Annotated in this window: 22 protein-coding genes; 14 read left to right on the top strand and 8 right to left on the bottom strand. The window is 64.1% G+C overall.

Features of this window, described 5'->3' with window-relative positions; genetic code table 11:
- Position 1: 1 nt before the first annotated feature.
- The 7 genes from ACT6Q8_RS16905 to ACT6Q8_RS16875 all read left to right on the top strand — a co-directional run bounded on the left by ACT6Q8_RS16905 (position 2) and on the right by ACT6Q8_RS16875 (position 10229).
- Positions 2 to 3541: a PAS domain S-box protein gene (locus tag ACT6Q8_RS16905; RefSeq protein WP_444733091.1), complete on the top strand. Its 3540-nt coding sequence runs from the start codon at positions 2 to 4 to the stop codon at positions 3539 to 3541.
- Complete coding sequence (locus ACT6Q8_RS16900; RefSeq protein WP_054169835.1) at positions 3525 to 3920, top strand: response regulator; 396 nt, start codon at positions 3525 to 3527, stop codon at positions 3918 to 3920. Before ACT6Q8_RS16905 ends, ACT6Q8_RS16900 begins: the two co-directional genes overlap by 17 nt.
- A 108-nt stretch (positions 3921 to 4028) precedes the next feature.
- The gene (locus tag ACT6Q8_RS16895; RefSeq protein ID WP_054169834.1) at positions 4029 to 4526 is read left to right on the top strand and encodes an arsenate reductase/protein-tyrosine-phosphatase family protein; all 498 of its coding nucleotides are present in this window, start codon (positions 4029 to 4031) and stop codon (positions 4524 to 4526) included.
- Between the two features lie 71 nt (positions 4527 to 4597).
- Positions 4598 to 5176: a transcription elongation factor GreB gene (gene greB, locus ACT6Q8_RS16890; RefSeq protein ID WP_054169833.1), complete on the top strand. Its 579-nt coding sequence runs from the start codon at positions 4598 to 4600 to the stop codon at positions 5174 to 5176.
- Positions 5177 to 5271: 95 nt separating this feature from the next.
- Positions 5272 to 8193, top strand: coding sequence for an ATP-binding protein (locus ACT6Q8_RS16885; protein WP_054169832.1), 2922 nt, complete (start codon positions 5272 to 5274; stop codon positions 8191 to 8193).
- Positions 8194 to 8274: 81 nt separating this feature from the next.
- On the top strand, positions 8275 to 8727 hold the full coding sequence (locus ACT6Q8_RS16880; protein ID WP_054169831.1) for an RrF2 family transcriptional regulator: 453 nt from the start codon (positions 8275 to 8277) through the stop codon (positions 8725 to 8727).
- A 116-nt stretch (positions 8728 to 8843) separates the two neighbouring features.
- The gene (locus tag ACT6Q8_RS16875; protein WP_444733089.1) at positions 8844 to 10229 is read left to right on the top strand and encodes an FAD/NAD(P)-binding protein; all 1386 of its coding nucleotides are present in this window, start codon (positions 8844 to 8846) and stop codon (positions 10227 to 10229) included.
- Between the two features lie 8 nt (positions 10230 to 10237).
- Here the strand turns inward: ACT6Q8_RS16875 and ACT6Q8_RS16870 are convergent, their stop codons facing one another.
- Positions 10238 to 11158, bottom strand: a complete 921-nt coding sequence (locus ACT6Q8_RS16870) for a class I SAM-dependent methyltransferase (RefSeq protein ID WP_444733088.1) — start codon at positions 11156 to 11158, stop codon at positions 10238 to 10240.
- 125 nt (positions 11159 to 11283) lie between these two features.
- A complete protein-coding gene (locus ACT6Q8_RS16865) occupies positions 11284 to 13536 on the bottom strand; it encodes a helicase-related protein (protein ID WP_444733087.1) in 2253 nt (750 codons plus the stop codon).
- Between the two features lie 203 nt (positions 13537 to 13739).
- Between ACT6Q8_RS16865 and ACT6Q8_RS16860 the strand changes: the two genes are divergently transcribed.
- The 4 genes from ACT6Q8_RS16860 to ACT6Q8_RS16845 all read left to right on the top strand — a co-directional run bounded on the left by ACT6Q8_RS16860 (position 13740) and on the right by ACT6Q8_RS16845 (position 16209).
- Entirely contained in the window at positions 13740 to 13982 is a 243-nt protein-coding gene (locus ACT6Q8_RS16860) for a DUF4160 domain-containing protein (protein ID WP_082372596.1), read from the top strand.
- Positions 13966 to 14220 (top strand): DUF2442 domain-containing protein, encoded by a 255-nt coding sequence (locus tag ACT6Q8_RS16855; protein WP_298332644.1) that lies wholly within the window; start codon positions 13966 to 13968, stop codon positions 14218 to 14220. Before ACT6Q8_RS16860 ends, ACT6Q8_RS16855 begins: the two co-directional genes overlap by 17 nt.
- 107 nt (positions 14221 to 14327) lie before the next feature.
- Complete coding sequence (locus tag ACT6Q8_RS16850) at positions 14328 to 15569, top strand: hypothetical protein (RefSeq protein WP_444733086.1); 1242 nt, start codon at positions 14328 to 14330, stop codon at positions 15567 to 15569.
- Positions 15570 to 15573: 4 nt separating this feature from the next.
- Positions 15574 to 16209 carry a hydrolase gene (locus tag ACT6Q8_RS16845; RefSeq protein WP_444733085.1) on the top strand — a complete coding sequence of 212 codons (636 nt, stop codon included), beginning with the start codon at positions 15574 to 15576 and terminating at the stop codon, positions 16207 to 16209.
- An 88-nt stretch (positions 16210 to 16297) separates the two neighbouring features.
- Here the strand turns inward: ACT6Q8_RS16845 and ACT6Q8_RS16840 are convergent, their stop codons facing one another.
- Positions 16298 to 16531 carry a hypothetical protein gene (locus ACT6Q8_RS16840; protein WP_102114575.1) on the bottom strand — a complete coding sequence of 78 codons (234 nt, stop codon included), beginning with the start codon at positions 16529 to 16531 and terminating at the stop codon, positions 16298 to 16300.
- Positions 16532 to 16849: 318 nt separating this feature from the next.
- On the opposite strand from ACT6Q8_RS16840, the gene ACT6Q8_RS16835 reads away from it, so the two are divergent.
- Positions 16850 to 17458, top strand: a complete 609-nt coding sequence (locus ACT6Q8_RS16835) for a DedA family protein (protein WP_444733084.1) — start codon at positions 16850 to 16852, stop codon at positions 17456 to 17458.
- A gap of 39 nt (positions 17459 to 17497) precedes the next feature.
- On the opposite strand, the gene ACT6Q8_RS16830 is transcribed toward ACT6Q8_RS16835, so the two are convergent.
- Positions 17498 to 17707 (bottom strand): hypothetical protein, encoded by a 210-nt coding sequence (locus ACT6Q8_RS16830; RefSeq protein WP_156344811.1) that lies wholly within the window; start codon positions 17705 to 17707, stop codon positions 17498 to 17500.
- A 145-nt stretch (positions 17708 to 17852) separates the two neighbouring features.
- Complete coding sequence (locus ACT6Q8_RS16825; protein ID WP_054169821.1) at positions 17853 to 18326, bottom strand: MaoC family dehydratase; 474 nt, start codon at positions 18324 to 18326, stop codon at positions 17853 to 17855.
- 165 nt (positions 18327 to 18491) lie between these two features.
- On the opposite strand from ACT6Q8_RS16825, the gene bfr reads away from it, so the two are divergent.
- Together bfr and ACT6Q8_RS16815 are read left to right on the top strand one after the other, a co-directional pair.
- Positions 18492 to 18968, top strand: coding sequence for a bacterioferritin (gene bfr / locus ACT6Q8_RS16820; RefSeq protein WP_054169820.1), 477 nt, complete (start codon positions 18492 to 18494; stop codon positions 18966 to 18968).
- Positions 18969 to 19105: 137 nt separating this feature from the next.
- Positions 19106 to 19564, top strand: a complete 459-nt coding sequence (locus ACT6Q8_RS16815; RefSeq protein WP_444733083.1) for a hypothetical protein — start codon at positions 19106 to 19108, stop codon at positions 19562 to 19564.
- Positions 19565 to 19576: 12 nt separating this feature from the next.
- On the opposite strand, the gene ACT6Q8_RS16810 is transcribed toward ACT6Q8_RS16815, so the two are convergent.
- The 3 genes from ACT6Q8_RS16810 to ACT6Q8_RS16800 all read right to left on the bottom strand — a co-directional run bounded on the left by ACT6Q8_RS16810 (position 19577) and on the right by ACT6Q8_RS16800 (position 22455).
- The gene (locus ACT6Q8_RS16810; RefSeq protein WP_444733082.1) at positions 19577 to 20374 is read right to left on the bottom strand and encodes a siderophore-interacting protein; all 798 of its coding nucleotides are present in this window, start codon (positions 20372 to 20374) and stop codon (positions 19577 to 19579) included.
- A 2-nt stretch (positions 20375 to 20376) separates the two neighbouring features.
- Positions 20377 to 20958, bottom strand: coding sequence for a PadR family transcriptional regulator (locus ACT6Q8_RS16805; RefSeq protein ID WP_054169817.1), 582 nt, complete (start codon positions 20956 to 20958; stop codon positions 20377 to 20379).
- A 198-nt stretch (positions 20959 to 21156) separates the two neighbouring features.
- On the bottom strand, positions 21157 to 22455 hold the full coding sequence (locus ACT6Q8_RS16800; protein WP_054169880.1) for a cation:proton antiporter: 1299 nt from the start codon (positions 22453 to 22455) through the stop codon (positions 21157 to 21159).
- Between the last annotated feature and the right edge of the window lie 27 nt (positions 22456 to 22482).

The raw sequence follows: 22482 nt of genomic DNA, 5'->3' as shown, positions 1-22482 counted from the left end.
CATGCGCCTTCGCTTGCTGATCCCCCTGTTAATGCTGGTCATGGCCGCTGCCCTGGTGGCCCTGGCGGTCCTGGGGCTTTTGCGCGACTGGAATGACAAGCGCGCGGCCGACCGGTATCTGGCCGCCGATCAGGCGCGCGGCATGCTGGTGGAGCTGGCGCTGGGTTGGGCGCTGGAACGCGGTACGACCTATGTCCTGCTGTCCCAGGAAACCGTGCCGGGGGAGGCGCAACTGGCCCCATTGCGGTCGGTCCGCACCCATACCGACACGCAGCTGGACACGCTGCTGACCCATCTTTCCCATCCCGATCAGGCCCCCAACGGCGCCACGGAACTTCTGGCCACGCTGCGTCAGGCGCGCAAGACCCTGGGGTCCATGCGCGAGCAGCTGGACGAGGCCCTTCACCGGACACAGGCGGAGCGACCGGACGATATGGCAGAGCGCTGGTTCGGCACCATGACGGGCCTGATTGATCAGGCCCGGCTATCGCATCAGATGCTGGCCGACCGTTCCCCCATCATCGACCCGCTGATCGCCGCGCATGCCCCGCTGCGCCAGTCGGCCTGGATCGCGGCGGAGCAGGCGGGGCGGCTGCGTGCCTTGCTGTCGGCGGCCCTGATACGCGGCGCCACCCCGAACACCATCGAAATGCTGGCGGAGTCGGAAACGCGCTTCGCCCTGGCCTGGGAGAATGTCCGGCAATTGGCCGCCCAGAGCGATGTCGGCATGGAGACGGTGCGCATCGCCACATCGGCCACCGACAGCCTGATCTCAAACCGGATCGAACCTTTCCGCCGAAGGGCCATGGATCTGGCCCGCGCCGGACAGATCGACCCGGTCTCCGCCGCCGACTGGTTCAGCATGGCAACGACGGGGATCGAGGCCGTGGAGGCGGTGCTGACCGCATCGAAATCGGTCACGGAGGTCCGGGCCCGCCGCCTGTCACAGGACGCGCTGGTCAGTCTGGCCCAGGGTGTGCTGCTGTGCCTGGCCACGCTGATCATTGGCGGTGTGGCCCTGCTGCTGGTGCATTGGCGGGTGCTGCGCCCGCTGGCCAAGCTGACCGAGGTGTTTGAGCAAATCGCCCGCGGGCAGACCGACGTGACGATGCCCGACATTTCCCGCCCCGACGAGGTCGGCGACCTGTCGCGCGCCGCCGGTGCCTTTCGGGCAGTGCATCTGGCTGGCCAGTCCCTGGCCGATGCCCTTCGCAGGCGTGAGCATCTGCTGGACCTGTTCATCCGGCATGCGCCGGCGGCCATCGCCATGCTGGACACAAGATTGCGCTATGTCGCCGTCAGCCGACGCTGGCTGTCAGACTATGATCTGAATGACCGCGACCTGATCGGCCGCTCGCATTACGAGATTTTTCCGGAGATCGAGGGGCGGTGGCGGGGCATCCATGAACGCTGCCTGGCCGGCGAACATGCCAGTGCCGCCGAGGATCAGTTCCAGCGCGCAGACGGTTCCGTCGTCTGGCTGCGCTGGGAAATACATCCCTGGTACGATATCGATGGTGATGTCGGCGGTATCGTGATGTTCACCGAGGTGATCACGGCCCGCAAGCAGGCCGAGGATGAGATGCGCCGCCTGACCAGCGAGCTGCAGGCCATTGTCGACAGTGCCGACAACGCCATCATCGTCACCGACCCTAACGGCACCATCCGCGCCTTCAACCGTGGGGCGGAACGCATGCTGGGCTATACCGCCGCCGAGATGGTGGGCAAGGAAACGCCCAAATGCTTCCATGACATGGGCGAGGTGGCGCGCGCCGTCGCCAAGCTGACCACCGATCTGGGACAGCCGCCCGCCGATCCGTTCGAAGCCTTTGTGCACCGCGCGCGTTTGGGCAAGCGTGATCAGCGGGAATGGACCTATATCGCCCGTGATGGCCGCCGGTTCCCCGTACTGCTGTCCGTCACCGCCATCCGCGACGGCCAGGGAGAAGTGACGGGCTTCCTGGGCGTGGCCAACGATATCTCGCACCTGAAGGAAATGGACCGGCTGAAGTCTGAATTCATTTCCACGGTCAGCCACGAACTGCGCACACCGCTGACCGCCATCCGCGCCTCGCTGGGTATGATCAATTCCGACATGTTCGGCACCCTGCCCGCCGATGCGCGGCAATTGACGGATATCGCCCAGGAAAGCACCGAACGCCTGATCCGCCTGATCAACGATCTGCTGGATATGGAGAAGATCGCATCGGGTAAGATGCGCTTCGATCTGGCACCGCGGTCGCTGCCGGCCCTTCTGGACGAGGCGGTGCGTGACCATCTGGCCCTGGCGGAGCGGTCGCAGGTGAAGCTGGCCGCCGGTCCGGGTCTGGCGCCACAGACACGGCTGGAAGCCAAGGTCATGGCCGATCCGGACCGGCTGGCCCAAGCCTTTGCCAATCTGATCTCCAATGCCGTGAAATTCTCCCCACCGGGCAGCACGGTGACCCTGTCAATGGAACTGCGTCCCGACGGTCTGGTGCGGGCGACGGTGGCGGACCAGGGGATCGGCATTGATGAGAGTTTCCGCGACCGCATTTTCCAGCGTTTCGCACAGGCGGACGGTTCCGACAGCCGGGCCAAGGGCGGAACGGGCCTGGGCCTGGCCATCACCAAGGAGATCGTGGAGCGCCAGGGCGGGCAGATCGGTTTCGATAGCGTGCCTGGTCACGGCACCCGGTTTCATATCGATCTTCCGCTATTGCAGGATGCCAATGTCCTGCCGCCGCCTGCGATGCCGGCCCCGATTCCCGCCGATATCCTGATCTGTGAGGATGATCCCCATATCGCCCGGCTTCTGTCGCTGATGCTGTCGCAGGCGGGCTTTACCCCGACCATCGCCGCAACGGCGGGGGAGGCCCTGTCCCTGCTGGCCCGCCATCCGTTCCAGGCCATGACCCTGGACCTGATGCTGCCCGACCTGCCGGGGGTCAGCCTGTTCCGCGCCATCCGTGCCCAGCCGGAAACCAGGGACCTGCCGGTTATCGTTGTCACAGCCAGCGGTGATGGCGAGCGCGATGCCATCGAGGGGGAGGCCGTGGGCGTCATCGACTGGCTGTCCAAACCCATTGACGAGGAACGGCTGATCGCCGGTCTTCGCCGGGCCGTCCGCGATGATGCATCCCACCGGCCCCGTCTGCTGCATGTGGAGGATGACGCCGATATCCAGGCCGTCATCCGCCATCTCCTATCCGGGCAGGCGGAAATACACCCGGCCTCCACCCTGGCCGCAGCCATGGAAGCCGCCGCAGCGGGGCCGTTCGATATCGGGATCATCGATATCGACATGCCCGACGGCTGCGGCCTGGATGTCATCCCGCATCTGCGCGACCGGCAGGGACTGCCCGTGCCCATCGTGGTCTTTACCGGCGCCGATGCGGGGCCTGTGAAGATGCGGCAGGTGGCGGCTACCCTGGTCAAGTCCAGGGCCCGCAACGAGGAACTGGTGGACACCATCCGCAGCCTGATACATAGGATGGCCCCCGAATTGGAAACCGGCGCAATGTCAGCACCCGTGGAGCCCCCCCATGATCCCCGCGCTTGAGCGTATCCTCTATGTCGAGGATGAGGAAATGCTGCGCACCGTCACCAATCTGGCGCTGACCCGGATCGGGAAGTTCACCGTGGAACTGTGCGACAGCGGAACCAAGGCCGTGGAAATGGCCAAGCGTTTCAAGCCGCAGCTGATCATGCTGGACGTGATGATGCCGGTGATGGACGGGCCTGCCACGCTGCGCGCGCTGCAGGATGATCCGGAGACCACCGATATCCCCGTTATCTTCATCACCGCCAAGGTGCAGCCCCGCGAGGTGGAGGCTTTCCTTGCGCTGGGCGTGGTGGATGTCATCGCCAAACCGTTCGAACCGATGGGCCTTGCCGGGCAGGTCCGCGGCGTTTGGAACCGCCTTAATGGTGGCGAATAAGGGCCTCCGCCCGTTCCTGTCACGCAACCACCATGGAATGGTGACATTTCTGTCGCCGATGATGCGGTAAGTCCCCAGGCGCTATCCACGCGCAACGGGGCCTGACCCATGTCGCCTGACCGTCCCTTTTCCGTTCTGTTCATCTGCCGCCGCAATGCCTCGCGCAGCCTGATGGCGGAGGGGCTGCTGCGCAAATGGGGGGCGGGCCGCTTCGATACCTTCTCCGCCGGCCCTGAACCCCGTGACGAAGCCGATCCGATCACGCTCGACCTGCTGCGAAAGGTCGGGATCGATACGCAAACCCTGCGGCCCAAGCGCTGGGACCTGTTCACAGGCCCTGATGCGCCGGATTTGGATTTCGTCTTTCATGTGTGCGAACAGTCCACGGCCCTGCCGCAGCCGGCTTTCACCGGCAATCCGATGCGCGTGACCTGGCGGTTCCCCGATCCGCTGGCGCTTGAAGGGTCGGAGACGGAACGCCGTGCCCTGCTGAACCTTGTGTTCGGCATGGTGGAGCGGCGGGTGAAGCTGCTCTGTGCCCTGCCCGACCACCGTCTGGCCCGTCTTACAGCGTCGGATGTCAGCGACATCGCCCTGGCGGGGTGAAGCTTCGCTTTCCTGACGGCCTGCATCCGCGTTAAACCCTGTGCTGGTTTCGCAAATGGTGCGGTGCAGGGATGAGCAAGGCCTGGGTCAACGAGAATGCGCGCGACGCTGCCGCTGACGATGATGACGGCGCCGATGATCCGCGCCCGCTGCCGCCCGGCACCAAGAACCACATAACGCCGCAAGGGTATGACCGAATGCAGCGGGAGTTGCAGAACCTGCTGCGCGTGGAACGGCCCAAGATCGTGGAGATCGTGCATTGGGCGGCCGGCAATGGCGACCGGTCGGAAAATGGCGACTATCTCTACGGCAAGAAGCGCCTGCGCGAGATCGACCGCCGCATGCGGTTCCTGTCCAAGCGGCTGGAGATTGCCAATGTCGTGGACGCAAGCCAGCAAAGGCATCGCGATCAGGTGTTTTTCGGCGCCACCGTCACCTATGCCCGTGAGGATGGGACGGAGAACACGGTGACCATTGTCGGCGTGGATGAAACCGACATGGGGCCGGGCCGGATTTCCTGGGTTTCGCCCGTAGCACGGGCACTGCTGAAGGCGCGCGAAGGCGATCTGGTCAGCCTGCGGACACCGGCGGGGCTGGAGGAACTGGAAGTCGTCTCCATCTCCTACCCTGCATCGGGCGGCATAACCTAACCTTCTGCACCTGCCCCGAGACGGGGACGGTTTGTTACTTAATTCAGGTATCGAATGATCGCGCGGCAGGGGAATTGCCGCCGCCCGGAGAATCGATGGTGGTCGCGTCCAAAAAGCTGACCCTGATCCTTACATTCACCTTGGTCCTGATCTGGGGTGGGACGGGCGTGCTGCTGTGGCTGGAACGCGAGCGGGCGCTGGACCAGGCGCGGCGTGATGTCTCCAATCTGGCGCTGGCATTCGAGGAACAGTCCTTTTGGATCCTGTCCACGGTCGAACAGACGTTGCGCACCGCCAAGACCGAATATGAAACGGACCCGACCGGATTCGACCTGCGCCGGTTCATGCGCAAACATACGATGCCCGAAGGTTTCATGGTGCAGATGTCAATCATCGGTGCCGATGGCTATCTGATCGACAGTTCGCTGGGCATGGGGCCGGAGGCGCGGATCACCAACTATCTGGACCGCGCCCATGTCGCCGTGCATGTCGGACAGGATACGGGCAGCGTCTTTGTCGGTCCACCCATCGTGGGCAGGTTATCGGGCAGATGGTCGCTGCCGGTCAGCCTGCGGCTGAACCATCTCGACGGTACCCTGGCCGGCATCATCACCCTGGCCATGGATCCCTTCTATCTCTCCGCCTACTATCACAAACTGGATCTGGGCGAGAACGGGGTGGTCAATCTGATGGGGGCGGACGGGATCATCCGGGCCCGTTCCAGCCGCGCCGACAATGGCGACGGCAATAGCGGCCTGGGACAGGTGCTGGACGATGGCGCCCTGATGTCAACGGCGCGCCAGACCCCGCATGGGGTGGTGGAGAATATCAGCAGCGTGGATGGCATTCACCGGTTGCTGGCTTTCCGTCAAGTCCGCTCCTACCCGCTCTATGCCCTGGTCGGCCGGGCCTTGAGCGATGTTCTGACGCCTTGGTGGACGCTGGCCCTGCGCGCCCTGGCCGCCGCGACAATCGCCAGCCTGGGAATGATCGCGCTGTTCCGGGCGCTGGCGGTGGAGGCACGCCGTCGCCGGGCGCAATCACGCGACCTGTCAGAGGCCAACCGCCTGCTGCGGCTGGGCGAACAGCTTGCCATGGTCGGCCATTGGCGGTTCGAGCTGTCGACCCGCCGCCTCACCTGGTCGGACGAGGTCTATCGCATCTATGGCCTGCGCAAGGATAAGTTCCAGCCGACCATGGAGGCCACATTGGCCGCTCATCACCCGGAAGACCGTGACCGGTTACGTGAACTTGTGACCACGGCCATGCAATCGGGCGCCAGCTATGAAATGGGTCTGCGCATCATCCGGCCCACAGGCGAGACGCGCCATGTGGTGACGCGCGGGGTGGTGGAGTTCGGGCCCGATGGCAAGCCCTTCGCCCTGTTCGGCGCTGTCAGCGACGTGACCGACCGGACCGCACAGGAGGAAGCCCTGCTGATGGCACGGCGGGAGGCAGAGGCGGCCGCCCGCGCCAAGACCGACTTCCTGGCCACGGTCAGCCACGAGCTGCGCACGCCTCTGAATGCCGTGATCGGCTTTGCCGACCTGCTGCTGACCGCCGACCTGCCGGAGACGGAGCGGCGGCGTTACATCGGCTTGCAGGCGGAAGCCGGTCGCACGCTGCTGGCCGTCATCAATGACGTGCTGGATTTCGCCAAGGTCGATGCCGGGCACCTGCAGCTGGAGGAGATGCCCACTGATACCGTGGGCATGTTGCAGACCTGTGCCGAGCTGGTCCGCCCCATGGCACAGGAAAAGGGCCTGTCCCTGCGTATCGATCTTGCCGCCGACCTGCCCCCCTGGCTGATGCTGGACCCGACACGGGTACGGCAGGTCGTGCTGAACCTGCTGAACAATGCCGTCAAGTTCACACAGGCTGGCCATGTCACCCTGTCGGCCACCACCATCGCGGACGAGGGCAACGGTGCGCTGCGCATCGCGGTCGCCGATACGGGCATCGGCATAGCACCGGAGCGTCAGCCGCAGCTGTTTGAACCGTTCCATCAGGCCGACGCCTCCACGGCCCGTCGCTATGGCGGAACGGGCCTGGGTCTGGCGATCTGCAAGCGGCTTGTCACCTTGATGGGTGGGCGGCTGGGCTTGTCCAGCGAGGCAGGCCGTGGCAGCCTGTTCTGGATCGAAATCCCGCTCCGCCTCACCGATCCGCCCAGCAATGCCCCTGCGCTGCCGACACCCGGTGCTGGTGAGGATGGAGCGAATGCCAGGCCGCTGCATATCCTGGTGGCGGAAGATCTGCCGGTGAACCAGCTGCTGGTCCGCGCCATTCTGGAAAAGGCCGGCCACCGCGTCGATATCGCCATAGACGGTGCCGCCGCCCTGGCCGCTGTCCAGCGCACGGCCTATGATCTGGTGCTGATGGATGTGCAGATGCCGGGCATGGATGGGCTGGAGGCGACGCGCGCCATTCGCGCCCTGCCCTCCGTCGCGGGCCGCATCCCCATCATCGCCCTGACCGCCAACGCCCTGCCGTCGGAGGTGGAGCGCTGCCGCAAGGCGGGAATGAACGACCATATCGCCAAACCCATCGAGGCGAGCCATCTGGTCGCCGCCCTGACCCGCTGGTCACAGCGCATCGGCCCCGCGCAGGCACCGGCACCCGCCGGCGGCCCGGTAGGTGGCAATCTGCCGGTGCTGTCCATGGACATGCAGGCGCAGCTGGAAGCGCTGATGGGGGCGGGTGCGCTGCTGCCCATGATGGAGGAGGTGGCAACCACGCTGCGGCAGCGCACCGCCCTGGTCGGCGATAGCACGATCAGCTTGGATGTTGTGCGGGCCCAGGCCCATTCCATGGTTTCCCTGGCCGGAAATTTCGGCCTGATGGAACTGTCGCAGGCGGCGCGCGACCTGGAACAGGCAATTGATGCGGGCACCGACCGGGCGGCATTGGCGGAACCGCTGGCACAGCTCACCGCTGCGGGAGAGCGGGCGCAACGCGCCTTGGCCGACCGTATCCCCGCACTGTCGCGCGCCATGGCGGCGGAAGCGGAAGGCTGATCAGCGAAACGGGCCCCTTGCTATCGGCGCGCGGAAACGCCATGAAAGGGAGACCTGTTTGTGCCGGAAAGTTTGACCGCGATGCTTACCCAGCGGGCAAAATACGCCCTTCGCGCCTGTATCCATCTGGCTGATCGCTTTGAAGATGCCACAACGGTCCAGATCGGGGAAATCGCCGCGTCGGAGAATATTCCGGCCAAATTCCTGGAGGCCATCCTGCTGGACATGCGCAAGGCCGGGCTGCTGCAAAGCCAGCGGGGCCGGCATGGCGGATATCGTCTGGCCCGCCCGCCGGAGAATCTGTCGGTTGGCGACATCATCCGCGTCATCGACGGCACGCTTGCACCCATCCGCTGCGCCAGCCGGCTGAAGTTCGAACCGTGCGAGGATTGCGAGGACGCGGCCACCTGCGTCATCCGCTGGGCCATGCTGAAGGCGCGCGACGCCATGGCCACCGTGCTGGACCGTTGCACCCTGGCGGAGGCGTCCCGACGCCGGCGATCGCTCAGCCATCCGCTGGATTTCGTGATCTGACTTTTGTCAGCCCGCACCGTCACATGATCGTCACGCCGAACCGGCTTGACTCTGCGGCAGCCATAATTCCTACTGGTGGCATAGGATAATACCGCCAGCCAGGAAGCCCTGCCCGCATGACGGATCGCACCCGACGCCCCACCATTGCCGTGATCGGCGCCGGTTTCAGCGGTTCACTGGTGGCCTTGCATCTTCTGGCCGCCGGTCCCGCGGCGCCCCGCATCCTTCTGGTGGAACGCGCACGCGGCTTTGGCAAGGGTGTCGCCTACAGCACGCGGCACGGCGCGCATCTTCTCAATGTCCGGGCCGGCAACATGTCGGCCTTCCCGGACCAGCCGGGGCATTTCCTGGACTGGCTGCGTGGTCGGAATGAAACGGCCGATCCGGCAGGCTTCGTGGCGCGTGCCACCTATGGCCAGTATCTGCAGGACATGCTGTCCCAGGCGGCTACCGGGTCGGATGCTGTCGGGCGTCTGGTCCTGGTCGCCGACGACGCGGTCGGCCTGATGCCGGCTGCCGGCGGTGGCTTTCTGCTGACCACCGATGTCGGTCGGACCTATGAGGTTGATGGGGCGGTGCTGGCCGTGGGGAACTTCCCCCCCGACCCGCCGCCGGGCGTGGACAAGGCGCTTCTGGACACATTCCGATTCCAGAGCGATCCCTGGGCCCCCGGCGCGCTTTCCCGCATCGGGGAGAAGGATGGGGTGCTTCTACTGGGCACCAGCCTGACCATGGTGGATGTGGCCCTGTCTCTGGCCGATCAGGGGCATGTCGGGCCGATTCTGGCCCTGTCGCGGCGCGGGCTTCTGCCGCGACGCCATGGCCCGGCGGGCCACCCCGCCACGCCACAGGCGGCCCCGGCCATCAGCCCGTCCCTGGCCGGGTCCCTTCACGCCGTGCGCGCGGCGGTGCGGGCGGCCATGGCGGAGGGACGGTCATGGCATGGGGTGATCGACAGTCTTCGTGCCGCCACCGGCCCCTATTGGCATGCCCTGCCGGTTGAAGCACGCGCCCGCTTCCTGCGGCATCTGCGGCCCTGGTGGGATGTGCATCGCCACCGGCTGGCGCCTCCCGTCGATGAAAGGCTGCGCGCCATGATGGCGCAGGGCCGTCTGCGGGTGATTGCCGGCAAGCTGGAATGGCTGCGCGCCGGGGAAATCGGTGAACTCTCCCTGCGGCTGCGCCGGCGCGGACAGACGGCGGCGGAGGAATTGACAGTGCAGCATGCGGTGAACTGTGTCGGTCCCGGTGGCGACATTGCCGGAACCCGCGACCCGCTGCTGCGCGGCCTGCTGGATGCGGGACTGGTGCGGCCCGACCCGCTGCGGCTGGGTCTGGATACCGACCGGGATGCCCGGTTGAAGAATGCGGAGGGACAGGTCGTGTCCGGTCTGTACGCCATGGGGCCGATCATGCGCGGCACCCTGTGGGAGATTACCGCCGTGCCCGATATCAGGGTGCAGGCGCAGAAGCTGGCCCATTCGATCCTGGCCGCGAGATAGAACCGGCGTCAGAAAAGGTGCCGCAGACGGCGCAGCCGCGCCTTGTAATAGTACCGACCGACCGCGGTGACCGTGACACGCTTGGCAGCCGACAAGGTGCGCCACAGGAACGGCATGTTGCGCAGGAAGGCCAGACGGCGCGACAGCGCGTTTGACCGTTCCTCCACCGTGCCGATCAGGCTGTCCTTGTTCCGGAAATCCTCGTGCTGACGGTTGGGGGCGCCATTGGAAACAGGGTGGCTGGGCACGCAGATGTCACGGCGGATCTTGAAGCCCACGATCGATTCATAGAAATGTAGCGAGAAGACACTGTCCTTGTAAGGCAGCGTGGAAAAGGGCTGATTGATGCCGGGGAACCGGGAATTGATGTTATCGACGATCACCTTCGTCCATTCGATGAAGGAATAGGGGGTGGGATAGCCGAAATCCTTGAAATAGCTGGTGTGGGTATCCTCCACCGCGATCAGGCCCCCATCCCGGACATGGGGCAGCGCCTCGCAGACGGTCACGATCTGCTGTTCGAATGTGTGGCCGCCATCATCCAGCAGGATGTCCACTTTTCCGATCTTGGCAAAAAGCTCCTGCCAGAATTCCGGATTGGCCTGATCACCGATATGGATTTCAAACCCGTCCTGTTCCCACCTTTTGGCAGCGGGATTGAAGTCCAGGCCAATGATACGTGCCTTGGGACCGAAAAATTCCCGCCACATGAACAGTGACCCGCCGTTCAGAATGCCAACCTCGACAAAGGTAATCTCACGGCCCCGGTACGAACTGAATAAATCTTCATATGCATGAAAATAAGATGAGTGTTTTATAGATGAGTAAGGCGAACGTTTATAGCATTTATAGATATCAGTATCTTTATAAGATTGTCCAGCACCTGAAGATTGATCGGTATTTCCTTCAACCTTGGCGGACAACGACATATCCTTCACCTTTTAAAAGGGGGACCTTTCAGTTTTCTAATATAGCACCCTTTACCCTGTGGTAACAGGTCATAGGGAATCCCCAAATAGCGGTAGGCAATTGGGGATTCCCGGCGGTTTCGATCTCACCCTTTGCGTGGCCCATACCGCTTTTTGGGCGCCCCCCGAAAGCCCTGGGGCGGCTTTAGCTTACCTCCGCCACCGGGCCGACCGCCCGGCCCTTTGCCCATGCGTTGGCGGCGCGCCGTGCTGGCCAGCAGTTCAGACAAGCGGCCCGCCACCTCGGCCCGGCGTTCCTCCACGGCCTTTCGGTCGGGAAACAGACGGGGAAACTTGCGGCTGGCCCAATAATAGAGGTCGCAGGACCGTGACAGTTCCTCCAGCCCATAATCATCCAGCCGTTCCATGCGGGCCGGCACGACCAGGCCCAGCGGTACCGGCTCATCCTTTTCAACCGCGCGCAGGATCTGATTGAAGAAGCGGGCATCCACTTCCTTCTCGGGATCGCACGGCATGAACAGCAGGGACAGCTTCTGTTCAAATCCGATATCACGCTCGTCCAGGGCCTGGGCCAGACGGCGCAGGGCCGACAGGTCGGCCACGCGATAAGGGCTGCCCGTGGTCCGCGCCGCTGCGAAACAGTCGATCAGCAGCATCATGCTGTCCCGACCGATCCGCCCGGCCAGCCGGTCGACCATGGCGCGGGTGGGCCGCACCGTCAGGGCGCGGCGGGAACCGAAAGACGGGTCATGGCGGGTCCAGATGGTGCGCAGCTGCTGCACCGTACCCTTGGCCACCACGCCGAATTCGCCAACCTCATGATGACCATACCGTCCGGCCCGGCCCGCGATCTGTTTCAACTCGGCAGGCGCCAGTTCCCGCTGCTCCACCCCGTCGAACTTTTCCAGGGTGGTGAACAGCACGCGGCGGATGGGCAGGTTCAGGCCCATGCCGATGGCATCGGTAGCCACCACCACATCGGCCTCGCCATTGGTAAACCGCTCCGCCTCGCGCCGCCGCACCTCCGGCGCCAGCGCGCCGTAGATCACCGCCGCCGTCAGGCCCTTGGCCTGCACAATGTCGCGGACCAGATGCACGTTGCGGCGAGAGAAGGCGATCAGGGCATCGCCCTTCCGCACATCTTCAAATTCCAACCGCTCTTCAACCATGTGCAGCGGCTGCTTGCGTTCCAGCCGCACAATCTCCAGCGGTTCCCCCAGATACCCCGCCACCCGCTCGATCAGCGGCAGCGCCTCCGGCGCGCCCAGCAGATAGACGGTGCGCGCCGCCACCCCCATCAGCGCCGCCGTCCAGGCCCAACCGCGATCCTTGTCGGCCAGCATCTGGATCTCGTCGATGACGGCGACATCCACCACCTGTTCGGGGTCCAGCATCTCAATGGTGGAGGCCAGATGCCGGGCGCCGGGAACGCGGATTTCCTCCTCGCCTGTCAGCAAGGTGGTGGGCGTCCCCTCCCGGTTCAGCCGGTCCATGACCTCCAGTGCCAGAAGGCGCAGGGGAGCCAGATAGACACCCTGTTCGGCCTCATGCAGGGCCGCCATGGCGCGGTGGGTCTTGCCGGAATTGGTGGGGCCGACCACGGCCACCAGCTTGCGCCCCATGGAACGCGCCGTGGGGAACAGCTTTTCAAACTTCGCGAAGTCGAATTCGGTATTCACAAAGGTGCGGCCACGCGCCACGGCGCGTTCACGCAGCCAGGTGTCCGCCACCTCTTCCCAACGCCGAAGGATATCGTTGGGCTGATGGTTGGTGCGCGCAACGCGGTAGAGACGCTGAGCCAGATTCTCGAAGGTCCAGCTGTCATCCGCCTCGCCCACAAGGTCATGCAGCTGCCAAAGGCGGGCCGCCACATCCTCCAGCGCCGCTTCCAGCAGCTGACGCAGCTGCGGGTCTTCCACCAGATGCTGACGCAGGGTGGCATCGTCCAGCCCGGCCAGTTCATCAATGTCGAAGCTGCGGCTGACTTCCAGACGGATGGGTCCCGGCATCTCGGCAAAGGACAGCTCGTCATAGGCCCGCGCCCGCACCCGGCTTTTCGCTTCTGCCGCCAGCAGGGCGACATGCGTACCGTCCAGCACGCGACGCCCCTGTTCCAGCAACTCGGCCCGGCGCACCAGCCGCGCCACCAGCCCCTCGATCTCCAACGCCACGGCATCCCGCCGCTCTGCCATCACCACCAGATCACGTCGCCCCTGCGGCAGCGGCAGGCCCAGCGGCACCATGCCATAGGCAGCCGCCTGCTCTATCCGGTCCAGGCCCAGACGGCCGACGGTGGTAATTTCCGGGTGATGCCGGGCAACAGAGAAGACCATATCCGGGTCCATCGCCACTGACGGCTCCGGGGGCAACATATCCATGGGGAACGATACTCGAAATAAGGGATTTCGCAGGCGCACACTATGCCCGCGATCCGGCATTTTGCCCAGGGGGGCGGGCGGCATGGCTTCCTTGTGGACAGGGGGTGGGGGGATAGGGTGCATTTATGGATTTACATAAACACGCATATACAGAACTCTCATGGAGAGGTGACTTCATCCGACACCTCGTGTCAGGAGACGACATGCCTGTCATCTTCCGATGGGAAGAAATCCGGTTTCATTTCTTCTCAAACGAGGGCAATCCGCGTGAGCCCATTCACGTTCACGCACAGAGAGCTGATGCAGAAGCGAAAATCTGGCTCTATCCTGAGGCTGCTATCGCTGACAGTGAAGGCTTTACCCGTCGCGAACTCTCCCAGTTGCTGCGGGTCGTGGAGCAGAACAAGGCACTGATCGAAGAGGCATGGCATGGGCATTTCCGCTGAAACAGTTCGGTTTGATGACCATACGATGTGGGTCGATCTGCGTGATGGCCGCACCATCGGTGTACCCCTCGCCTGGTTTCCCCGATTGCTGCACGCCACGCCTGAACAACGGGCCGCTGTCATGATCAGCCCCAGCGGACGTGGCCTGCATTGGGATGCCCTGGATGAGGATATCTCGGTTCCCGGCCTGCTGGAGGGTCGGGGCGACCTGACCAGCGCCCGCTCCACCGCAGCCTAACATCTGCCCCACCAGCAAACCGAACCTCAAAGGCCAAGCGGGACTTGAACCAAGGCGCGATCCGACGCAAAACCTGCGGACGGCCCGCCTGCCTTTCTGCCGGAGTGATGATGCGCCCCGCCCGCCTTGCCCGACCGACCTGTTCGCTGCTGTCCGCTGCCGCGCTCTGCCTGCTTCTGTCGCTACCCGTGGCGGCGGCGCCAACCCTTACCGTCAGCAGGGAGGTCGGCCTGCCGCTGCAGGCGGCGAAGGAGGCGCTGGCCGCCAACCGTTTTGACGCGGCCCTGGCCGCCATCGACAAGGCCGCCGCCGTGCCCACCATCACGGCGGAAGAAAAATGGGCGGTAGAGCAGACGCGCGCCGCCATTTTCAAGGCGCAGGGGCGCTTCGACAAAGCGGCCATCGCGTTCGAGGCGGCGACTAGTCTGGTGCCGCTGTCCGCCGCCGATCAGGCAGGTGCGCTCGAAACCCTGTCCCAACTCTGGTACCGGGCCGGCAACTATGCCAAGTCGGCGGAGTTCGGGGAAAAGGCCATGGCCGCCGGCAGGCTCAGCGATGCCTTCCGCCAGATGGTTGCAGAGGCCTATTTCCGGGCCAAGGAACCCGCCAAGGCCGGCAAGCTGGCCCAGGCCCTGATTGAGGATCAGCGCAAGGCCGGTCGCGCGCCCTCGGCGGAAGTGCTGCAACTTCAGGCCGCGTCGGAATTCGGGTCCGGCAATATCGAGGGCTATATCAAGACCCTGAAGCAGCAGTTGCGCACCGACCGCAGCAAGGAGAACTGGCTGCGCCTGTTCAACGCCATGCAACAGGCCAAGCCCGTCCCCGAAAAGCTGGACCTGGATTGGGCGCGTCTGCGGCTGGCGGCCAATGCCTATGAGAACCCGGACTCCTTCACCGAAATGGCCCAGCGCGCCATGGTGGAGGAACTGCCCGCAGAGGCCGCCGCCGTTCTGGAACGCGGCTGGTCACTGGGCATACTGGGCAAGGGTCCCAAGCAGGACCGGCATGAACGCCTGCGCGACTATGCTGCCAGGCAACTGACGGCGCAGAAGCAGGATCTGGCCGCCCGGCAGCAGGAGGTGGCGGCGGGCAAGGATGCCAATGCCATGGCCAAGCTGGGCATGATCCTGGTCTCCCTGGGGCAGACGGATCAGGGTATCGCGATGTTGCAGCAGGCACTAAAAGGCAAGCTGCTGTCCCCCAATGTCGTCCGGCTGCGGCTGGGCATGGTGCAGTACCGGGTGGGTCAGACGAAGGCCGCCGCCCAGACCATGGCGGCCCTGCCACCGGGCAGCGATGAGGCGCGGCTGGCCGAGGTCGGGGCCTTGCTGTACCCAGCTGCGAACTGACGCCATGAGCAAGCCTCCCCCCGTCCCCACCCATCTGGACGCGCCGCGCACCAACCTGCTGATGCGGTCGGGCCGCTGGGTGAACCTGTACGATCCGTCGCCCGCCGACATCATGCTGGAGGATTGGGTGACGGGTGCGTCGCGCGTGGCGCGCTGGGGCGGCCAGACGCGCGGCGACACCGCCTATAATGTCCTGCAGCATTCGGTACTGCTGGAACAGGTTCTGGTCACCCTGCTGGCACCCGATGCCAGCCCCGCCCTGCGACTGGCGGCCCTGATGCATGATCTGCATGAAGGGGGTGGGTTGGGTGACGTCGTCACCCCCTATGGCAAGCTGTTTGCGACGGCGGGCCTGAAAGAGGTCAAGGCCCGGCTGGACCGCGCGCTGTTCCTGTCCGTCGGCCTTCCCTGGCCCCTGCCGACCACGCAGACCGACCTGATCAAGAAGGCCGACAAGGTCACGGCCATCTCGGAGGCAATCCAGCTGATGGGCTGGCCGGAAAAACTGGCCCGCCGAGACATTGGCGGCAATTACCGGGGCAAACTCTGGACCCAACCGATCATGGTGGTGGGAGAGGCAGAGGCGCGGGCGCTGTGGTGGGACCGGTATAGGGCCGTTACGGGCGCAACGTCACCCTGACACACGCAGGAACTCACCCCGGAGAATCAAAACGCCACCGGGCGCGCTGCCGCGGCGGCGTTCATCCATTGCAAATGTGAAGGGCAGATCAGGCCGCGTGCTGGCTGGGTCCCAAACGGCGGAAGCGGGTGGTGTCCAGCACCACTTCCAGTGCCAGCGACAGCCGGTCGCTGTTGCGGCCTTCCACCAGGAATTCGACATGCGTCGGACGGGTGGCATGCTGGTGCACGGCATGCACCAACAGGCGCCGCCGGGGCATCTTCAGTTCCTCCAGCCATTCCCCCACCTTCGGGGGTTCCGCCGTCCGCCTGGACAATACCATCGCCACTCTCCTGAAACTGCGGGCCAATGCTTCCCGATGGAAACAGGCCGAAACCGGTTACCCGATGCCGTCCACCGCCCGAGCCAGAGGCGAGGCCGGCTGAACCGGGTTCATGGGTGGATAACCTTATCCACGTCCCTATGATAGCGGATTTTTCTCCCAAAGGAATAGACCATCCGGCTTAGGTCTTGGGGCAGAGCATGTTGAAAAATGAGTCCAATGGACAGAACACGCCCCCGTTTTGCCATTGGCGGCGGTTAGAGGGATAGGGTACAGGGTCCGTGCCTCGTGGCGGCGGGCCCGTGAACGGAAAGAAACATGTTCGACAATCTTCTCAATCTGGTCGATCAGATGGGCTATTGGGGCCTGCTGATCCTGATGTTCCTGGAAAATGTCTTCCCGCCCATTCCGTCGGAACTGATCATGCCGCTGGGCGGGTTTCTGGCGGCGCAGGGGAAGATGGACCCGGTGCTGGTCGTTCTGGTCGGCACGGCGGGATCGGTGCTGGGTGGGCTGCCCTGGTACTATATCGGCCGCATGCTGGGCCATGACCGGGTGATCGCCCTGTCGGAGCGGTTTGGATTTATCATGACCATGGACCCGCCCGACGTCGAAATGGCCTTTGGTTGGTTCGCACGGCACGGGCGCAAGGCTGTGCTGCTGGGCCGCCTGATCCCGGCCATCCGCACCTTGATCTCCGTTCCTGCCGGTATGGCGCGGATGGGGATGCCGACCTTCCTGCTGCTCACCACCATCGGCTCCCTGGTCTGGACATCGGTCCTGACGGCGGCGGGATATCTGCTGGAAAGCCAGTATGATAAGGTGGAGACCTGGGTCGATCCTGTGTCCAAGATCGTGGTCTATGGCTGCATCGCCATCTATCTGGGCCGCATGGGCTGGCGCCTGGTGCGCGGGACCCGCAAGTAAACAGGGCAGGGGCAGAGGGGCACAACGCCCCTCCAACCATCAGCGGACGCGGCGGAACCGATGCATGTCGGCCAGCGCAAAGATCGACAGGCTGAGCCGATGGACGGGATTGCCATCCACGGCCAGTTCCACGTTGGGTGCCGGGGTGCCCGGCTTGGAATGAACGGCCATGATCTGAAAGCGACGCTTCGGCGGCGTCAGTTCCTCTACCCACTCACCCGGAGAGAAATCAATCACTTCCCGCGCCATGATGGCTCCCATTGCACCGACAGGGGGACATCATAAGCGATTATCCAACCTTTTGGGAAGTGCGACGGAGACATGGGTTAGTCCATTTGGAATAACCCTGCCTCCATGCGCATGTTGTAGAAGGTAAGGAAGCCAGTTTAACAAGTTAACCGGCAGAATCTTCCGGTATCGCGCGGGCCCGCACCATGCCGATGGAAAACATCGACATGACGACTTCATCCTTGTGGTTCAGCACTTCCGTGGACTGACGGATGGTGCCCATTTCCGGGCGGGAACGGGAGCGCTTGACCTCCAGAACGCGGATACGCACCCGTAACCGGTCACCGGGACGCACAGGCTTCAGCCAGCGCAGCTCATCCAGGCCGGGCGATCCCAGTGAGGTTTGCGGCGACAGCATATTGTCCACCAGCATTCGCATCATGAAGCCCGCCGTCTGCCAGCCGCTGGCGACCAATCCGCCGAAATGCGTGGCCTTGCCCGCCTCTTCATCCAGATGGAAGGGCTGGGGGTCATACTCCTGCGCGAACTGTACCACCTCTTCGGCGGTGACCAGACGGTCTCCGAATTCGAACTCCATACCGGGGGCGAAATCTTCAAGGTAACGAACGGGGGCTGGCATCTTTGCGGGTTACTCCCTAGGGGTGGAGTGCGACTGCCTATCAGTCGCTTTTTCCTTTAATTGCAATACGTTATCAGAAGACAAAGCGGGTTGGCTGTGCCAGTATCGGTCCCGTGGGCGCTATGCCTTCCAACCCTTTTTACCGACAAGATTGCGAAGGTTCCCATGAAAGGCGACGCCACCGTCATCCAGCATCTCAACACCATCCTGACCAACGAGCTGACGGCGATCAATCAGTATTTCCTGCACGCCCGCATGCTCAAGAACTGGGGTTTCCTGCGTCTGGGCAAGAAGGTGTACGAAGAAAGCATCGGCGAGATGAAGCACGCCGATTACCTGATCGAGCGCGTGCTGTTTCTAGAAGGGCTGCCGAACCTGCAGAACCTTCACAAGCTGCATATCGGCGAGGATGTGCCGGAGTGCCTGGAGGGCGATCTGGCTATTGAAAGCCGGAACCGCAGCGAGCTGATCGAGGCCATGCAGTATTGCGAGGGCGTGCGCGATTACCAGTCGAAGGAGATTTTCCGCCGCATCCTAGAAGATACCGAGGAGCATATCGACTGGCTGGAAACGCAGCTGGGCCTGATCAAGAGCGTGGGCCTGCAGAACTACCTGCAAGAACAGATGGGCCGCGACGAATAAGCCACTCCGCGTGACCGGAAACGGCCAGGGCCGCGCAGGGGAACCTGCGCGGGCCTTTTCATTCTGCCCGAATTGGGTCCATGGCCAAAACCGACCGGAATCTAGAATTGCCCCAAAATCCGGATGGGGAATGGGACATGCGGGATCGGGCGGGGCTGCCGGGAACCATTGTGATGGCCGGGCTGGCGGGGGCCAGCATCGACGGTATCTATGCATCCATCATGGGCATGGTGCGCGGCATCGGCGTGATGCGCGTCTGGCAAGGCGTGGCAGGCGGCTGGATCGGTGGGGCGGCCCGCGATGGCGGGCTGACCACAGCGGCGCTGGGCTTTGCCACCCATATCGGCATCGCCCTGGTCATGGCCACCGTCTATCTGCTGGCCCTGCGCCGTGTCGCATTGCTGCGTAGCTGGCGCTGGCCGGCGGCAGTGGCCTATGGGCTTGGGCTTTATGGGGCCATGTATCTGGTGGTCCTGCCCCTACGCTGGCCCGGCATCTTCCCGCGCTGGGACGGGCTGTTCTCCGCCACGGATATCGCCGCCCATGTCGGCGTGGCGCTGGCCATCGCAGCCGTGGCCCGCCGGCGCGGGGAATGAGGGCGGCTGCCCTCACTCGATCCGCATATGGGCGCCCGCCTCTCCCTGCTGCCAATAGCCTGACGCCTTGACCCATTGCGGGTCTAGGCCATGGCGGTTCAGCAGCGCGTCACGGATCAGCCGCGTCTGCCGTGCCTCCCCCGCCGCCCAGGCGAAAACATCCTGATGCGGCAGGCGCAGGCCGGCCACCGCCGACAGAAGATCCCGTGCGCCATGGGACAGGTCGCGGAACAGCCAATGGATGGTGAATTCGGCCCTGCTGGTCAGGGGCAGGCAATCCTCGGGGCTATCCACCTCCACCAAGACCAGGGCGCGAACGCCGTCGGGCAGTTCCTCCAGACGCCGCCCGATGGCGGGCAGAGCCGTATCATCGCCGATCAGCAGGTGCAGGTCGAAATCGACAGGCCACACGCTGGAACCGCGCGGCCCACCGATCGCCAGCCGGTCACCGATCTGCGCCCTGTGTGCCCACAGGGTGGCCGGCCCCGCCTGCCCCTCCGCCACGCCATGCAGGGCGAAATCAAGCACCAGCGTACCTGCCGCCACATCGAAGCGGCGGGGGGTATAATCACGGGCCAGCGGCTTGGCCCCTTCCGCCACCTCATAGGAACCTGTGACGGGATCGGGGAAAAACAGCTTCACATGATCGTCAAAGCCCAGCGACTGAAACCCCGACAGATCGCCCGTCACGGTCAGGCGCAACATGTGGGGGGTCAGTTGCTCGCGCCCGGTCACGGTCAGGTCGCGGCGGCGCGTCTCAAACCGATGGCGCTGCACACTGCGGGCGGGGCTGTGGATATCGGGCGCCATGGTCACAGCCTTTCAATCTTGCGGGCCAGTTCGTCGATCCAGTCGACGATGGTTTCGATCTCAGTCTTGGACAAGGGCCGCAGGGCGCGGGTGCGCAGGGCGGCCTTCAGGTTATGCATGGCGCGGAACAGGGGCGCATATTCCGGCCCGCCGCCGCGTTCTTCGGCACCCGCCTGCATCAGGGCGAACAGCCGCTGCACTTCATCCGCCTGCTCGCGCAGGTAGGTTTCACCCGCCGGTGTGATGCGGGCCTGCTTGCGCGCATCCTCCCCCGCCTCAATGGTGATGAAGCCGCCATCCTCCAGCCAGGACAGGGCAGGATAGATGACGCCGGGCGAGGGCGTGTAATGGCCCTGCGACCGCTCCTCAATCTCCTTGATCAGTTCGTAACCGTGGCTGGGCTTGTCCGCGATCAGGCGCAGCAGCACCAGGCGCAGGCCGCCATGCCCGAAACCCCGGCCACCCGGCCCGCCACGCCCACCATGACGCCCGCCACCGCGACCGAAGCCGCGGAAATCATCATCATCCCCATCGCGGCCAAAGCCGCCACCATGGCCGCCACGGCCAAAAAAGAACCCCCTCATGGGCCCCTCCTCTATCGGACTGTGTTTCGATATATCTGATTTGATCTTCTGATAGAGATTTGTCCAGATGGGATCGATGCATATCAGATATATCGAGTTATGATCGAATAGCGGGGAGCGGCGTTTGGCCGTTCAGAAAACAAAAAAGCCCGGCGTCCTTCCAGACGCCGGGCTTCATGAGGCAGCAATATCTGTTGATCAGCGGGCCTCGCGAACCTCCGCGAAATCACTGTCCTGCTCGTTCAACGCCCCCAACTCGCCCCGCGCCCGGGCCTTGCGACCATAGACCAGTTCAAACAGGGGTGAGGCCATGAGGGTAGTGACGATCGCCATCACGACCAGCATGGAGAACAGGGCCGGGCCAATAATGCCCTTCTGCAATCCGATATTGATGATGATCAGTTCCATCAGCCCACGGGCATTCATCAGGGCGCCAATGCCCATAGCGGTGGCATTGTCCTGTCCCGTCAGGCGGGCGGCGGCCCAGCAGGCCCCACCCTTGGCCAGGATAGAGGCCACCAGAATGCCCAGCGTCACCAGCGCCAGTTCGACATTATCAACCAGTGTCAGTTGGGTGTGCAGGCCCGAATAGGTAAAGAACATTGGCAGCAACACGACGACGGCAAACGGCTCCAACTGCTTGCGCAGTTCAGTGGCCAGAACGCCGCGCGGGATCACACATCCCAGCAGGAAGCCACCAAACACCGCATGAATACCGGCAGCATCCATGGCCCATGCCGACAGCAGGAACAGGATCAGCACGATGCCCAGGGTCGTGTGGCTGACCTTGCCTTCACGCTCGGCCTTGCGGCCCAGGGGGGCCAGCAGACGGGGACCGAGGGTCAGCATGAAGACCGCAAAGGCAAGCCCGCCGCCAATGGCCTTCACCGCCACCATGGGTCCGTCACCGAAGGTGGCCAGCACGATGGCCAGCACCGTCCAGGCGCCGGCATCATCAATGGCACCCGCCGACAGCGACAGGGTACCCAGCGGCGTATGCGACAGGCCACGTTCATGGATGATCCGGGCCAGCATGGGGAAGGCCGTGATGGCGATGCAGGCGCCCATGAACAGGGTCGTCTGCGGCAGGGTCAGTGCCTCGTTGAACAGACCATGGCTCATCAACCAGGGCGTGATCAGAATGGCCAGCAGGAAAGGTGCCGCCATGCCCGACAACGAAACGGCAGCGGCGCTGACCGCGTTGGACTTGAAATGATCACCCCGGAAGCCAAGCCCCACCAGGAACATGTAGAGGCCGACACCGAACTGCGCGCCCACGAACAGCACGCTTTTCGATTCCTTGGGGAACAGCAGCCCCTGGATATCCGGCGCCAGCAATCCCAGCAGCGACGGCCCCAGGATCACACCGGCAATCATCTCCCCCACCACCTGCGGCTGGCCCAGATAGCGTTTGGCAAGCCAACCCACCCCCCGGCAGGCAACGATAATCACCGCGAGCTGCAGAAAGAAGACCACACTGAGCTGGGCTGGTGTCATGCCCCGTCCCCCCATCGGACAACGTTG

The organism is Niveispirillum sp. (genome assembly GCF_052437035.1).
GTDB lineage: Bacteria > Pseudomonadota > Alphaproteobacteria > Azospirillales > Azospirillaceae > Niveispirillum.
The sequence above is the reverse complement of the archived record's forward strand: the minus strand, read 5'-3'. Positions and strand labels throughout refer to the sequence as shown.